Genomic DNA, 15,816 nt, shown 5'->3' on the forward strand with positions numbered 1-15,816 from the left:
GCCCCCACCCTTCTCCAGCGGAAGGAGAGAGGCGAGGGCTCAGTCGAAAGTATTAGAAGAGGTGTGTGAAGCGGCTTAGTGCGCCAGCATATCTTCGGTGATGTTGGTGAACTTGTTGTCCTTGATATTGCGGTAGGCAACAGCAGCACCATCCCAATACGTGGGGAAGCCTCCACGGACAGCACCGATGAAGATCAGGCGGATCTTGTGCCAACCAGCCTTCAGAGCCACGCTCTTATCGCGACGGCTGGACTTAGCTACTTCACCGCTATTGTCGATGAGGAGCTTGCCATCGATGTACATCTGGTCGAGGTCCGTAGAGAAGACATAGACACCATCCTTGGGGATCTTCACGTAACCATCACCAATGACGGCCTTGGGCTTGATCTCTGCCATGTGGTTCTTGACGACATCGGGACGAAGGTCCTGAGGACGCTTGGCGATACCCTTCGTCCAGTTCGTCACACCGATAAGATCAGTAGCCTGGTAGTAGTCTCCAATAGAGGTCTTCGTAGCCAGACCTGGCTTGAGGTTAGCAACGGTAGCTGCAGGAGCAAGGGTCTGCTTCTCAAAGGTGATCTCACGTACGGGGCTTGTCTTACCAGAAGGAAGGATAGAAGCTACACGGATGACTTCGCTCTTGGTGACCTTGAGAGGCATGGTGTAGCTCTCAGAGGACAGCCTAGGCGTGCTACCATCACGCGTATAGACGATACGGATAGGACGAGTCGTCTTGAGAGACAGCTCTGCGCTATCAGTGAAGGCAATGAAGTTGAGCGAAGAGACAGTCTTCTCGTAGCTTTCCTTTGGATCTACGTTAGGCAGAGGCTGCTCTGGCTGAGGGATATGGTAGTTCGCACCATGCATATCAAGGCGGACATACGCATTGTCAAGACGGCGATTGAAGTCCTTGAAGTCACGGCTTGCGATGGGTGACCATACGGCTTCAGCCAAAGCGATCTCACGAGGGAAGGCACGGTACTGCATGATCTCTGGGGTATAGAGATACTCAGCCCAGAGGTTGGTCTGTGCACCCTTGATGTGATGACGCTTATCTGGAGCGATAGCTTCGGGGATAGGATTATAGTTGTAGACCTTCTCAAGAGGAGCATAGCAGCAGATAGCTACAGGCTCGATCTTGGGGTCACCCTGATAGTGGTCAATATAGAGGCCACCGCTACCAGGGGTCATGATCACGTCGTGGCCCATATTGGCAGACTGGATACCACCATCTTCACCACGCCAGCTCATGACGGTAGCCGTAGGAGCAAGGCCTCCTTCGAGGATCTCATCCCAGCCGATAAGCTTCTTCCCATGCTTAGCGAGCATCTTCTCAGCACGGCGGATGACGTAGCTCTGGAGCTCGTGCTCATCCTTCAGACCTTCAGCCTTGATGCGCTTTTGGCAGTTGGGACATTCCTTCCAGCGATCCTTAGGACATTCGTCCCCACCAACGTGGAAGTATTCTCCAGGGAAGAGGGGTACGACTTCGTCGAGTACATTTTGGATGAACTCAAAGGTCGACTCCTTACCAGCACAATAGACATCATCTTCGATACCCCAAATATTACGTACGATATACTTCCGACGGTTGGGGAAGCAGGTAAGCTCAGGGTAAGAGGCGATAGCACCCATACCGTGACCTGGCATCTCAATCTCAGGGATGATCGTCACAAAGCGATCCTGGGCATAGCGGACGATCTCACGGACCTGATCCTGCGTATAGAAGCCACCGTAGCGACTGCCATCTCCTTCTATACGCCAAGCACCGACCTCGGTCAGGCGGGGATACTTCTTTATCTCAATACGCCAGCCCTGGTCTTCTGTGAGGTGCCAGTGGAGCTTATTGATCTTAAACATAGAGATGATATCGATGTGCTTCTTCATCTCGTCTACCGTGAGGAAGTGGCGGCATACATCGACCATCACACCACGATACTCGAAAGCAGGCTCATCAGAAATACGAACGGCAGGGATCGTCCAAGCAGTCGTGGGAAGAGTGCCGACCTTGCCTGCAGACTCGACCTCCGCAGGGAGTAGCTGCATCAAGCTCTGGAAGCCCCAGAAAAGAGCCTTCGCCGAACGACCAACGATCTCGACACCGCGAGAAGAAGAGTTCAGCGTATAGCCCTCATCGCCAAGGGCGAGCTTAGGATCAATGCGAACAAAGATAGCCTGCTGAGTGGCCTTAGCACCGGGCACTACACGCAGAGAGAAGCCCGTAGAGCGGTTAATCTTTTCGGTGAAGAAGCGAGCGATCGTCACAGCGGAGTCACCAGAAGCAATGACAGACGTAGTCGCTGTCAGGCGGAAAGCAGGGAGCTTGAGCTCCTGAAGTTGCTTAGGACGAGGAATAATGTTGATCCCCTTGTCATACGAAGGCACGGGAGTAGACACTCGAGAGGGAGCGCTGGCAGCCCACGCAGCAGTTCCTCCTACACAGAGAGCCAGCGCACAGGCCATGCTTGTAAATAACTTCTTCATTGAGTCTATTTGAATGATATGATCAGCACTACTGATAAAGCCCAAGAGACGGCTCATCGAACGCTGTAATACAAATATATGGAAAAACGAGTAGCCCGAGGCTTGCTCTGGAGTAGCATACACTACTCTAGGCAATAGCCTCGGGTCACTTGTTAACTCAGGGTTGCACCAAATCGGCTAACCTGATCGGTAAGATCTACCAAGCGAAGATAGGATAGTTAGCCATCATTTCGTTGACTTCCTTGCGGACAGCAGCGATGACAGCTTCATCTTCGGGCGCAGAGAGGACACGGTCAATGAGGGAGACGATGTACTCCATCTTATCTTCCTTGACACCACGAGTGGTGATAGCAGGCGTACCGACACGGATACCCGAGGTCTGGAAAGCCGAGCGGCTATCGAAGGGAACCATATTCTTATTCACCGTGATGTCAGCTGCTACAAGAGCCTTTTCAGCCACCTTACCGGTCAGTTCGGGGAACTTACCACGCAGGTCGATGAGCATGCAGTGGTTGTCCGTGCCGCCAGATACGACACCGTAGCCACGGCGTACGAAGGCTTCAGCCATAGCCTGAGCATTTTTCTTGACCTGACGACCGTATTCCTTGAATGAGGGCTGGAGAGCTTCGTAGAAGGCTACTGCCTTAGCTGCGATGACGTGCTCCAGAGGACCACCCTGTACACCTGGGAAGACTGCAGAGTCGAGGAGTGCGGACATCTTCTTGATCTCACCCTTAGGCGTAGTCTTGCCCCAAGGATTATCGAAGTCCTTACCCATAAGGATGATACCACCACGAGGACCGCGCAGCGTCTTGTGCGTCGTGGAGGTGACGATATGAGCGAACTTGACAGGGTTGTCGAGGAGACCTGCAGCGATGAGCCCAGCGGGGTGAGCCATATCGACGAGGAAGATAGCCCCGATCTTATCTGCGATCTCACGGATACGCTTGTAGTCCCATTCGCGAGAGTAAGCCGAGCCCCCTGCGATGATGAGCTTAGGCTTGTGCTCGAGAGCACGCTGCTCCATCTGATCGTAGTCTACGCGACCCGTTTCTTCGCTGACATTGTAGTCGATAGCATGGTAGAGAAGGCCTGAGCTATTGACAGCAGAGCCGTGGGAGAGGTGACCACCATGGGCGAGGTTCAGCCCCATGAAGGTATCGCCAGGGTTGAGACAGGCGAGGAGAACGGCCATATTTGCCTGAGCACCTGAGTGAGGCTGTACGTTTGCCCATTCAGCACCGAAGAGCTGCTTGATGCGGTCGATAGCGAGCTGCTCAGACTTGTCTACTACTTCGCAACCACCATAGTAGCGCTTACCAGGATAGCCTTCTGCATACTTGTTGGTCATGCAGCTACCCATAGCCTTCATGACTTCTTCACTGACAAAGTTCTCAGAGGCAATGAGCTCAATACCCTTGAGTTGTCGTTGACGTTCCTCTTCAATCAGAGTGAAGATAGCGGAGTCGTTCATAGTTTCTTACGTGTTATTGTTTGGATGGATATAGTTGAGTGATGTACTCTTGTGCTTCGTGCTATTGTACTTACTGAGTGTATTCGTATCTCTACAAGACAAAGATAAGAATTGTATCTATATATCAAAGCTTTCCCAAAGAGTTCTTTTGGGACGCTCCGAAGAAGCTCTTCAAAGGGCCTCAAGAGTCATCAAAAAGAGGGAGACAATCTACTGAATCATAGCATATAGCACCGCAATAGGGCTACTCTCATCCCTTAGCTCTCTCCCCCACTCTATACCACACTATAGGTGCTAACATAGAGACTGAATATCTAAAATATTTTGAGAAGGGGAAATACTACCAAGGATAGAGGCAGTGACCTCCTCTATATAAAAGTAGCAAGCATGAGAGATAGTAGTCGACCAATGTATAATTCGCAAGCTTACACCTTAAGTTCTTTGCAAAAAGAAGCCCCTCCCTTCGTCCCGATAGGACAAAGGGAGGGGCATTACTTACTTAGACCTTAGTGCCTATTCCTCTATCGTAGGAGCGATACAAGCACAGAAGGCGGGGATCAGATTGCGGTCGCCGAAGCCATTGTCTACGCGAGCGACATTGATCCAGAACTTATTCTCACGCAGGTAAGGCAGCGGATAAGCAGCCTTCTCACGGGGGTAGCTGTGTGACCAAGAGTCAGAGACTACCTCGTACTCAGGGTGAGGAGCATTCTTCAGCACGTTGTCTTCGGCGTCAGCACGACCGTCCTTGATCTCCTGCATTTCACCCCAGATGCACTGCATCACATCAAGGAAGCGATCCAGCTCAGCCTTACTTTCACTTTCGGTGGGCTCGATCATGAGCGTGCCATGTACAGGGAAGGAAAGCGTAGGAGCATGGTAGCCGAAGTCCATGAGACGCTTAGCGATATCGCTCTCGTCGACACCATAGGTTTCCTTGAGCTTGCGGCAGTCGAGGATCAGCTCGTGACCGACGCGGCCCGTTGCCCCCGTGTAGACGATGCCATAGGTATCCTTGAGACGGACAGCCATGTAGTTGGCATTGAGGATTGCCGTGCGAGTAGCACGCTCAAGCCCCTTCGTACCCAGCAGGCGGATGTAAGCATAGGAGACGACATCGATACCGGCACTACCGAGAGGAGCAGCAGAGACGACGTTCCCTTCGATGGGCTCGTAGTCGACGCCATAGCCATGCGTAGGCTGGTAAGGAGCGAGAGCCTCGGTCATACAGATAGGACCACTACCAGGACCACCACCACCGTGAGGGATAGCGAAGGTCTTATGCAGGTTGAGGTGACAGACGTCTGCACCGATGAAGCCAGGGTTAGTAAGACCTACCTGAGCATTCATATTCGCACCATCCATGTAGACGAGGGCTCCACAATCATGGATACGCTTACAGAGGTCGATGATATTCGTCTCGAAGATCCCGTGCGTACTGGGATAAGTGATCATCATCGCAGCGAGGTCATCCTTATGCTCCTCGGTCTTCTTCATGAAGTCTTCCCAGTCGACATTACCATGCGCATCGCACGCTACGATGACGCACTGGTAGCCACACTGGGAAGCCGAAGCAGGGTTCGTACCGTGAGCAGAAGCAGGCAGAAGGATCTTACTGCGGTGACCACCTCCGTGAGCTTCGTGATAAGAACGGATCGTACGAAGACCGGCATATTCACCAGCAGCACCCGAATTAGGCTGGAGCGATACGACGGGCAGCCCCGTGATCGTAGCTAAGAGTCCCTTGAGGTTCTCCAGCAGCTCGAGTGAGCCCTGTACCTGCTCAGCAGGAGCATAGGGATGGATATTGCAGAAGGCTGGGTTGCTGAGAGGAATGACTTCCGTGGCAGCATTGAGCTTCATCGTGCATGAGCCGAGAGAGATCATCGAGTGCGTCAGGGAGATATCCTTACGCTCAAGACGCTTGATATAGCGCATCATCTCGGTCTCCGTATGGTACTTGTTGAAGACTTCGTAGGAGAGGAAGGGCGAGGTACGTACGAACTTGCGATCAATGTGGATCGTGTGTTCGCCGACTTCGTCATTGAAGTTGCTCTCCTTGCCAAGGGCAGAAGCGAAGATGTAGCAGAGGACGCTGAGATCTTCGGGCAGTGTCGTTTCGTCAATGCTCAGCAGAGCGACCGTACCGCAGGGAGCATAGAAGAGGTTCACACGACACTCCTCTGCGATCTCACGGAGCTTAGCTGCAAAGCCTGCTTCCTCGGGGAGGATGACGCAGAGTGTATCGAAGAAGTTCTCATGCAGGAGGCGATAGCCGAGATCCTGAAGCTTCTTTGCGAGGAAGCCCGTATAAGAATGGACACGGCGTGCAATATTCTTCAGGCCTTCGGGACCATGGTAGACGGCATAGAAGCCACTCATCGAAGCCAGCAGAGCCTGAGCGGTACAGATATTACTCGTAGCACGCTCGCGCTTGATATGCTGCTCGCGAGTCTGCAGGGCGAGGCGATAGGACTCCTTGCCCAGGCGGTCCTTACTCAGACCGATGATACGCCCTGGTAGCGTACGCTTGTACTCCATGCGACAAGCGATGTATCCAGCAGAGGGACCACCGAAGTACATGGGCACACCGAAGCGCTGAGCTGAGCCGAAGACGACGTCAGCACCCCATTCTCCTGGAGGCGTCAGCAGGACAAGCCCGAGGAGGTCAGCAGCGACCCCCACCTTGATATCTGCATCGTGAGCCTTGGCCACAAACTCAGAGTAGTCATTGACACCACCGAGTGAGCCTGGGTACTGTACGATTGCTCCGAAGAACTCGTCACCGAAGTCGAACTCGTTCCACTTGCCGAGGACTACCTCGATCCCCTGTGGGATACAGCGCGTGAGGATGACATCACGAGTGGAAGCAAAGACGTCCTTATCAACGAAGATCCTGCGCGCACCGAGCTTCACCTTAGCCTTAGAGCGCTCGTTGAAGAGAAGGAAGGCGGTTTCAGCCCCAGCCGTTGCTTCGTCAAGGAGGGAGCAGTTACTCAAGGGGAGTGCCGTCAGGTCTGTGATGACCGACTGGAAGTTGAAGAGCGCTTCAAGGCGACCCTGAGAGATCTCTGCTTGATAGGGAGTATAGGATGTGTACCAGACGGGATTCTCCAGTACATTACGCTGGACGACGGGGGGGAGTACGGTATCGTACCAGCCTTGGCCGATGTAGGAGGTATAGACTTCGTTCTTAGATGCAAGGTCTGCGATATGCTCAGCAAACTCCCGCTCAGTCATAGGCTCGGGGAGATCCAGAGGCTTGTCCAATCGGATGTTGGAGGGTAGAGTCTGGTTGATGAGCTCATCTAAGGTCTTCACCCCGATGGTACGAAGCATCTCATCGGCGTCGTGCTGCCCTACGCCTATGTGGCGGATGGAAAAGTCATTGGTGTTCATTGGCGAACGTTAGCTTAAGTATTGTTATAGTAGTCGTACGCTGATCTATCTACAGCGTACCAAAGGTAGGTATTTTGCAGGCTCGTTGTACCTCAATGACTTACAAAAATATCTTACAAAGTTTACCGCCTTAGTGTTAGCTTGTTATCCCAACAAACACCACCATCCCACACATCCCTTAGTGTGAATAGGAGGCTACTATATACTTGGAGTAGATGGCATCTAAGGTTATCAAGATGTGATAGGGATCTATACAAAAAGAGAGCACGGCTTTCGCTATGCTCTCTTCTTTGCGGTATGGACGGGACTCGAACCCGCGACCCCCTGCGTGACAGGCAGGTATTCTAACCAGCTGAACTACCACACCGTGCTTGCTGATTTGCGTTGCAAAGATAGTATAAGTTTTCCAAGCCTCCAAATAATTCCCATTTTCACCAGCCGATCCCATGAAGAGACCATTGTGCAAGGCTATCTCTTCACCGCTTACACTTTCCTAACTTCGGTCTTCTCAGCCTAAAGGCTCCGATTTTCGAGGCAAGAAGGTACAAGCAATGAAGAAGTAGGCTTGCGCAATGGCTCCGTATATAGGTATATGGGGGTGTGGGTAGAGCTATATAGGATGGCGAAGAAAGCCATATAGCTTTGCTTGGATTCCTATATAGCTTTGGACTGATCCCTATATAGCTTTGTGACGTGACCTCTATTAGGTTGTTGCTCCGCGTAGGGAGAAAAGTTGTGGACGAATGGTAGATAAGTTTGAGCTACGTACGTGGATCTAATATCTACGTACGTGGATATTTGGATTTATGTGCCTGGTCTTTAAGACTACGTGCGTAGACAGAGGAAGACCACTGCGTGAAGGCGCTTTTTTCTTCACGAGAAGGACACTTTTCCCTCCGCTGGATAAGAGGAATACGTGCGATAAGGCGAAGGGCTTGTGTATCTCTTCGGAGAGGCATATCGGAGAGCTGGGCGTGCGATACCTTAGCACTCTAAATACTCTAAATAGAGGACAGGACTCTCGACCACAGTCTCATGAGGGGGAAGACCTTTGTCTTGCCAGACACCCTATCCCTATCTGTCACTACATCCCCCTCTCCAAGCCTCCTAAGAATAAACCTTTGCAGGAGAATAAAATCAACCAGTACTGGTATATCTGAGGAGTATAAGAAAGCCTCTGAATCCATCTAAGAAGTGATAGGATGATTATGTGGTGGTCTTCCGCTAATTTTGCAGGCGAAGGAGATGGCAGGAGAGGTCCCTACTTCGATCTCTCACCCCTACCCCTATACATTAATATATAATGGACAAGATCCCTACTCCGCATATAGGACTAACCTCCGAGCAGGCACAAAAGAGCCGGCTACAACACGGCAGCAATGAGCTGACACCCCGCCCACGCACCTCACACTGGAAGCTTTTCCTCGAGAAATTCGAGGATCCCATCATCATTATCCTGCTCATCGCCATGGTCCTCTCCCTCCTCTCGGCCTGCTATGAGTATTTTGTCACCAAGACTGATCCCACAGGAGCTGGATTCTTTGAGCCTGTCGGAGTCTTCTTAGCGATACTACTTTCCACAGGCATAGCTTTCTATTTCGAGCTAAAGAGCGAGAAGGAGTTCGAGCTCCTGAGCCAGGTAGGCGACGAGGTGCGCTACAAGGTCATGCGCGATGGTGAGATCATACAGATCCCGAAGCGCGAGATCGTCGTCGGCGACCTGCTCTATCTGGAGACGGGGGAGGAGATCCCTGCCGATGCCAAGCTCCTTGAGGCTGTCACACTCTCGGTAGATGAGTCAACCCTCACGGGTGAGCCGATGGCGATCAAGAGCATACGCCCTGAAGATCAAGACAGCGAAGCCACTTACCCTACCGATTATATATGTCGTGGCACGACCATCCTCGAGGGACATGCCGTCTGTCGCGTACAGGTCGTCGGAGATGCGACCGAACAAGGGAAGATCTTCGAGGGCATTCAGATAGATGCCTCCGTAGAGACACCACTGAATCGGCAGCTTGATCACCTCAGCAGTCTCATAGCCCGTATCAGCTATATCCTCGCAGCGCTTGTCCTCGTAGGCAGCACCCTGATCTATGCTCTCAATGGGGGCTTTGCAGCTCCATGGGATGCTACACTCTCCTACTTCCTCGGCAAAATCATGCTCGCCGTGACAGTCATTGTCGTCGCTGTCCCCGAGGGGTTACCAATGAGTGTGAGTCTCTCTCTGGCCTATAGCATGCGTAGCATGATGCGTAGCAACAACCTCGTTCGCCGTATGCACGCGTGCGAGACGATGGGTGCTATCACCGTCATCTGCACCGACAAGACGGGGACGCTCACGGAGAATCGAATGCGCATCGAGAGCTTCTTCAGCGAAGCCTCGACTGAGGTACAAAGCCTTCTCCCCGAAGCCATAGCAGCCAACACAACCGCCTTCCTCAATACACACGACCGACAGCACCCCGAGGTCATGGGCAATCCTACCGAAGGAGCCCTCCTTCTTTGGATACGAGGACAAGCGTACGACTACCTCACCCTTCGTGACTCCGCCCCTATCATCCGACAGCTCCCCTTCTCGACAGAGCGCAAGTACATGGCAACTTTAGTCCAGTCTGCAATGCTCGAAGGGAAGGCCGTACTCTATGTCAAGGGGGCACCAGAGATTCTGCTCAGCCTATGTAATCTTCCTACGGAGGTACATACCCACTACGAAGCCGAACTACAGCTGTATCAGTCACGCGCTATGCGAACACTCGCTCTTGCCTACCGCATAGTCGAGAGTCCGACAGAGCAAGAGAAGCCTCTTGACGAGCTGATCCAAGAAGGACTACAGCTACAAGGCATCTTCGGCATCATGGATCCCGTGCGCAGCGAAGTGCCCGAGGCTATCCAGCAGTGCCGAGAGGCTAGTATCGGCGTGAAGATAATCACAGGGGATACCTCTGGCACGGCTAAAGAGATCGCCCGACAGATCGGTCTCTGGGGAGAAAGCTCTACCGACGATGAGATCATCACAGGAGCAGAATTTGAAGCTCTCACAGACGACGAAGCCAAGGCACGACTTACCCATATTAAGATCATGGCACGCGCACGTCCTATGGACAAGGAGCGCCTCGTACGCCTACTCCAAGAGCTGGGCGAAGTCGTAGTCGTCACCGGAGATGGGACCAACGATGCCCCAGCCCTCAATAGAGCACATGTCGGGCTGTCGATGGGGGACGGTACGGCGGTAGCTAAGGAAGCCAGCGATATCACCATCCTCGACAGCTCGTTTGCCAGCATCGCGCAGGCCGTACTATGGGGGCGCTCACTCTACCTGAATATCCAGCGCTTCATCCTATTCCAGATGACGATCAATGTCGTGGCATGCCTCACCGTCCTTATAGGTGCCTTCCTCGGCAAGGAGTCTCCCCTCACCGTGACACAGATGCTCTGGGTGAACCTCATTATGGACACCTTTGCGTCGCTGGCGCTGGCCTCCCTGCCCCCCAGCCCTCATCTCATGAAGGAGCGTCCACGCAAGACCTCTGCGGGGATCATCACACCACAGCTCGCACGACAGATATTCGGAGTCGGTGGCCTATTCCTCCTTCTGCTCTTTGCGCTACATTATATATTGGAGCACTTGGACCTCACGACGAGACAGTGGGTCGAAGGGAAGGAGCAACTTACGGCACTCGACCTATCCGTATTCTTCACCACCTTTGTCTTTCTTCAGCTGTGGAATATGTTCAACGCAAAAGCATTCCACTCGGGGCGCAGTGCATTCGCTGGCATGGATCGGGCACGCTACTTCCTGCTGATCACGGCTGTCATCCTCGTAGGGCAGTTCTTAATTACTACCTTTGCATACGATTTCTTCCAGATAGCTCCTCTTCCACTCAGCTACTGGATTGCACTCCTCATAGCCACTAGCCCAGTACTCTGGATCGGTGAGTTGGGGCGTCTCATCGCTCGCCTCACTGGACGGCTTCGTGCATAAGTAAGCAGATTGCAGTTCCTACTCCGATGATATGTAGTTCACTCCACCGCCCCCTGTGTACCCTTCTCTTGGGGATAGGGCTTCTCGCTTCCTCTTGTCAGCAGGGCGAGCAGCGGTCTACCCGACTCCAGATAGCCACGACGATAGCACCAGCAGCTCAGGTCATCACGGAGATCGCTGATAGCTTGGTCGCGGTGACGACACTACTCCCCCAGGGGAATAATCCAGAGAATTACGAGCCTACACCACAGGCCATCCAAGCACTCGCCTCCAGCGCGGCCTACTTCTATATGGGTGATCTGGGCTTTGAGCGTCGCTGGGTGGAGCGTATCCATACGATGCAGCCAGCCCTGCAGCTCGTACGTCTCGATCAGGACTTGGTAGGGCCTGCACATCACCATAGCGATAGCTCCACTCATCTTCACGACCCACACTACTGGACAAGTGTACGTGGGCTTCAGTCCATGGGTAAGAGCATATACAGCTCTCTTTGCCGTATTGACACGACGCACCGAGTGCAATATGATGCGGGTTACCAGCGCTTCACCCAGCGCTTGGAGCACGTCGAGCAGACGATAAAAGAGCAACTCTCCCATATCCCCTCGCGTGCCTTCGTCATCTACCATCCATCCCTCTCTGAGTTCGCAGAGGAGCATGGTCTCAAGCAACTCGTCATCGAGCAAGATGGCAAGGAGCCTACGCCTCAGCATATACAAGCACTCATCGAAGAAGCTAAGAAACTGAGGGTACGCGTGGTCTTCATCCAGCAGGAGTTTGACTCCAAGCTCATCGAGAGCATTGCGAAAGAGCTCGGCGCCCGTATGGTCGTCATCAACCCGCTGGGAGGGGACTGGGAGGAGCAACTTCTACTCATCACTCGTGCACTGAGCGATACCACCTCATCTATCCCGACACGATGACCTTCCCTATGCAACCACTCTTAGAGCTACATAATGCGACCCTCGGCTATCCCGACAAGGTCGTACTTGAGCACCTCAACTGGAGCGTACGTCGTGGTGAGCGATGGGCCATCACGGGACCGAATGGCAGCGGTAAGACGACCCTCATGCGTACTCTGCTGGGGCTCATCCCGCTACAAGCTGGGCGGCTCCTCCGCTACGACCATGAGGGCCATACTACCGACCAGCTGGTCGCCAGCTACCTTCCCCAGATCAATCAGATTGATCGCCACTTCCCCATCCACGTCCACGAGGTTATTGACTCTGGCCTCCCAAAAGGCACCATGGGGCGCGGTGTGCGTAGAGAGCAGGTAGAGAAGCTCGCAGAAGCCATCGGGCTCACGCACCTCCTCCAGCAACCCATCGGCAAGCTCAGCGGTGGTCAGCTCCAGCGAGCTCTGCTCGGTCGTGCGCTGGCATCTAATCCCGAGCTTCTGATCCTCGACGAGCCACTCAGTTTCCTTGACAAGTCTTATAAGGAAAGCTTCGAGTCGCTACTGGAGCAAGTCGTACGCCCCGAGACGACGATGCTTATGGTCACTCACGACCTCCACCAAGCCAAGTCTGAGTACTGGCAGACCCTTACCCTCGGACGCTTCGAATAGACTTATGAATAAAAAAGCCTATCTACTCGCTCTACTATCCCTCCTCACGGCTCTCCCCTCTGAAGCGCAGAGTGTAGCCGATACGCTCAGCTACACGGCGACAACCGCATATCGTCCCGACACGCTGAGCAATGTGCAGAAAACGAATCAACTCCTCCTACAGGGGGCGCTCAGTGCAGCTCCACTCGTAGGTATAGGAGTGGTGCAGAATATTCACAACGAGCAGATACGCACGATACGCTACGGGCACTATCCTCACTTCCGTCACCACTACGATGACTACCTCCAGTTCGCCCCATTAGCAGCCCAACTTGGCCTGCGCATTGCGGGTGTAGAGGGTATAAGTAAATCACCTTGGCAGGTGCTCACTGCTGATGTCGCTGCTACGGCTACGATGCTCGCTGTCACCTCGGCTATTAAGTACACCGCCCGTGTAAGACGCCCTGACGGATCGTCTCGAAACTCCTTCCCCTCAGGGCATACCGCTATGGCCTTTACCTCAGCGACGCTACTGAGCTTGGAGTATGGCGAGCGCTATCCATGGCTTCCTCCCGTAAGCTACGGACTCGCCTCTATCACGGGGCTGGGGCGAATCCTCAATAACCGCCACTGGATCGGTGATGTCGTCACGGGGGCTGGACTTGGCATCCTCTCAGGGCACATCGGCTACTGGATAAGCGACCGCCTCTTTGGCAGCACAGGACGTCAACTGAAGTACTACAATGAGGAGCCTACTCCTCACCTCCGTCTCTATGCCCCCATTACGCTAAGCGCTACCCCTTCGCAGGGCGAAGGTACATGGAGCCTCCAGGGGCGACATGCTGCGCTGGGCGTCGAGTACACTCCCCCGAAGTGGCCTCTATACCTAAAGGGGAATGTGGGTCTATCCACCTTCCGCGCTCAGGAGGGAGGCGATGGTCTGGGACGCAGTGCTCAAGACCGCTACCTATCCCTACGCTTAGGCCTCGGGCGTGACCTACGCCTATGGCGAGGCTTTCATATCTCGGCATCCGCCTCGGCTGCACTTCGCAAGCACGTAGGGCGGGCTACTACATTCCCAGCCCATGAGCCTGCGCTGTATATGCCAGCGAGCTCGGTGGGCATGGGTATCGAACTGGCGCCTCGCTGGCGCTTCACGAAGGAGCTTGGTCTGCGCCTACCCCTCGGGCTGGACTACTACCCTTCGTCCTATCACCTGACTACCCCTCAGCGGACCTACGGACTTAGTCCCGTCTCGTTCTATGGGGGCACGGCGCTGGAGGTCTACCTCTGATCCCTCCTCGCCCTTTACTCACTTACAATCCTATTATTCTATGAGTTGGTATTACCTCATGCCCGTGATCTTCATCTTAGGGATCATCGGCATTGCTCTCGAAGAGCAAATCAAGATCAACAAGACCGCTACGGCTTTGCTCACAGCCGTCGTGCTTTGGGCCATCCTACTCATCGACACCGATATTGCCTCAGTGACAGAGGGCTTTCATAAGTTCCTCTCCTCCTGCGCTCTCTCGCCAGCCGAAGAGAGAGGCCTATCCGACTACCTCTCCCTCAAGCTCACAGAGCACCTCGGTGACGTCTCGAGTACGCTCTTCTTCGTCCTCAGCTCGATGGTCCTTGTGAATACGATCGATACCTACGGGGGCTTCAAGTCCGTGGCTAAGATCGTCGCTACGACGAATAAGCGTGCGCTGCTGTGGCGTGTAGCTATTGCCTCGTTCTTCTTCTCGGCATTCCTGGACAACCTCGCTGCTGCGATCGTCATCATCGCTATCCTGCGTCGTCTTGTCCCCGACACCACGGACCGAATGAAGTATGCCTGTATCAGCATCATCGCCTGTAATGCAGGGGGCTCTTGGTCGCCTATCGGTGACGTGACGACCCTCTTGCTGTGGAACAACAGTCGCATCACGCCATACTACCAGATCTTCCACCTCGTCATCCCCGCCTTCGTGAACATGGTGGTCCCTACTCTTCTGGCGCACTATTTCCTCTTCAAGAAGAATGCTCAGCTACGTGCCCTACCAGATGTCCCCGAAGACTCACTGGATGATATCCTCCCTCAGCATGCGCGTATCATCGTCCTCGTCCTGGGGATCGTCTCGCTGATGCTCGTACCTATCTGGCAGACCTTCTTCGATGTACCCGCCTTCATGGGGGTTATCTTTGGTCTGGTCATCGTGTGGATCTACACTGAACTGATGTTCTTCCGCTTCAAGAAGCGCCTTGAGAATGCAACTGAGCTCCGTGTCACGACCCTCCTCAATCATGCTGACCTCACTACGATCTTCTACTTCCTCGGCATCCTGATGTCCGTAGCGGCACTGATCGAAGGCGGACAACTCGCCGCAGCCTCCACTCGCGTCACAGCCCTCATTCCCAATACGGGTCTGCTCGCTGCTATCATCGGGGTACTCTCCTCCATGCTGGACAACGTTGCCCTTGTGGCCGCTGTCCTGGGTATGTATCCGCTGGAGACATCGGGGGCGATCACACCCTTCGTCGTCAATGGCTCCTTCTGGGTCTTCCTCGCCTACTGTGCCGTCACAGGTGGTAGCCTGCTGATCATCGGTTCGGCGACAGGCGTGACAGTGATGGGGCTCGAAGGAATCAGCTTCGGCTACTACTTCAAGCGCTTCAGTCTGCTTGCTCTTGCTGGTTATATCTCTGGGGCTGTAGTCTACCAGCTCATCTCGCTCATCTTTTAGCTTCAATTTGCGCCCAAAAGCATACCATACACAGGGAGCGGGTGACCTTCTTCTCCAAGGGAAGAAGGTCACCCGCTCCCTCATTGTTTTTCATAGTATCATTATACATAGCATCAATGGCTCCATTTACCAATAGGATAACACGGCTAAGCAATTTCACTACCTTTGTCCTTAGATAATTTCTAATCACTCATTACATAATTCA

The 15,816-nt window shown here is 53.5% G+C and carries 8 protein-coding genes and 1 tRNA gene; 5 read left to right on the forward strand and 4 right to left on the reverse strand.

Annotated features, from left to right (window positions below; translation table 11 throughout):
* Positions 1-75 precede the first annotated feature (75 nt).
* The 4 genes from HMPREF1121_RS02475 to HMPREF1121_RS02490 form a co-directional block, all read right to left on the reverse strand.
* Positions 76-2,484 carry a family 20 glycosylhydrolase gene (locus HMPREF1121_RS02475; protein ID WP_044114496.1) on the reverse strand — a complete coding sequence of 803 codons (2,409 nt, stop codon included), beginning with the start codon at positions 2,482-2,484 and terminating at the stop codon, positions 76-78.
* Positions 2,485-2,680: 196 nt separating this feature from the next.
* Positions 2,681-3,958 carry a serine hydroxymethyltransferase gene (gene glyA / locus HMPREF1121_RS02480; protein WP_044114497.1) on the reverse strand — a complete coding sequence of 426 codons (1,278 nt, stop codon included), beginning with the start codon at positions 3,956-3,958 and terminating at the stop codon, positions 2,681-2,683.
* Positions 3,959-4,471: 513 nt separating this feature from the next.
* Positions 4,472-7,357 carry an aminomethyl-transferring glycine dehydrogenase gene (gene gcvP, locus HMPREF1121_RS02485; protein WP_044114498.1) on the reverse strand — a complete coding sequence of 962 codons (2,886 nt, stop codon included), beginning with the start codon at positions 7,355-7,357 and terminating at the stop codon, positions 4,472-4,474.
* Positions 7,358-7,650: 293 nt separating this feature from the next.
* A tRNA-Asp gene (locus tag HMPREF1121_RS02490) sits at positions 7,651-7,724 on the reverse strand.
* Between the two features lie 936 nt (positions 7,725-8,660).
* On the opposite strand from HMPREF1121_RS02490, the gene HMPREF1121_RS02495 reads away from it, so the two are divergent.
* The 5 genes from HMPREF1121_RS02495 to nhaD are packed head-to-tail and all read left to right on the forward strand — an operon-like array spanning position 8,661 to position 15,611.
* Positions 8,661-11,342: a calcium-translocating P-type ATPase, PMCA-type gene (locus tag HMPREF1121_RS02495; protein ID WP_044114499.1), complete on the forward strand. Its 2,682-nt coding sequence runs from the start codon at positions 8,661-8,663 to the stop codon at positions 11,340-11,342.
* 26 nt (positions 11,343-11,368) lie between these two features.
* Positions 11,369-12,262, forward strand: coding sequence for a metal ABC transporter solute-binding protein, Zn/Mn family (locus tag HMPREF1121_RS02500; protein WP_052353557.1), 894 nt, complete (start codon positions 11,369-11,371; stop codon positions 12,260-12,262).
* An 8-nt stretch (positions 12,263-12,270) separates the two neighbouring features.
* Positions 12,271-12,906: a metal ABC transporter ATP-binding protein gene (locus HMPREF1121_RS02505; protein WP_044114759.1), complete on the forward strand. Its 636-nt coding sequence runs from the start codon at positions 12,271-12,273 to the stop codon at positions 12,904-12,906.
* A 4-nt stretch (positions 12,907-12,910) separates the two neighbouring features.
* Positions 12,911-14,179, forward strand: coding sequence for a phosphatase PAP2 family protein (locus tag HMPREF1121_RS08615; protein WP_052353558.1), 1,269 nt, complete (start codon positions 12,911-12,913; stop codon positions 14,177-14,179).
* A 40-nt stretch (positions 14,180-14,219) separates the two neighbouring features.
* Complete coding sequence (gene nhaD / locus HMPREF1121_RS02515; RefSeq protein WP_044114500.1) at positions 14,220-15,611, forward strand: sodium:proton antiporter NhaD; 1,392 nt, start codon at positions 14,220-14,222, stop codon at positions 15,609-15,611.
* The last annotated feature ends 205 nt before the right edge of the window (positions 15,612-15,816 follow it).

Origin of the sequence: Porphyromonas sp. KLE 1280 (genome assembly GCF_000700805.1) — a bacterium.
In the GTDB taxonomy this organism is placed as follows: Bacteria; Bacteroidota; Bacteroidia; order Bacteroidales; family Porphyromonadaceae; genus Porphyromonas; species Porphyromonas pasteri.

Coding starts and splice junctions, on each gene's coding strand:
- glyA (WP_044114497.1), bottom strand. CDS start 3,958: ATGAACGACTCCGCTATCTTCACTCTGATTGAAGAGGAACGTCAACGA.
- gcvP (WP_044114498.1), bottom strand. CDS start 7,357: ATGAACACCAATGACTTTTCCATCCGCCACATAGGCGTAGGGCAGCAC.
- HMPREF1121_RS02495 (WP_044114499.1), top strand. CDS start 8,661: ATGGACAAGATCCCTACTCCGCATATAGGACTAACCTCCGAGCAGGCA.
- HMPREF1121_RS02500 (WP_052353557.1), top strand. CDS start 11,369: ATGATATGTAGTTCACTCCACCGCCCCCTGTGTACCCTTCTCTTGGGG.
- nhaD (WP_044114500.1), top strand. CDS start 14,220: ATGAGTTGGTATTACCTCATGCCCGTGATCTTCATCTTAGGGATCATC.
- HMPREF1121_RS02475 (WP_044114496.1), bottom strand. CDS start 2,484: ATGAAGAAGTTATTTACAAGCATGGCCTGTGCGCTGGCTCTCTGTGTA.
- HMPREF1121_RS02505 (WP_044114759.1), top strand. CDS start 12,271: ATGCAACCACTCTTAGAGCTACATAATGCGACCCTCGGCTATCCCGAC.
- HMPREF1121_RS08615 (WP_052353558.1), top strand. CDS start 12,911: ATGAATAAAAAAGCCTATCTACTCGCTCTACTATCCCTCCTCACGGCT.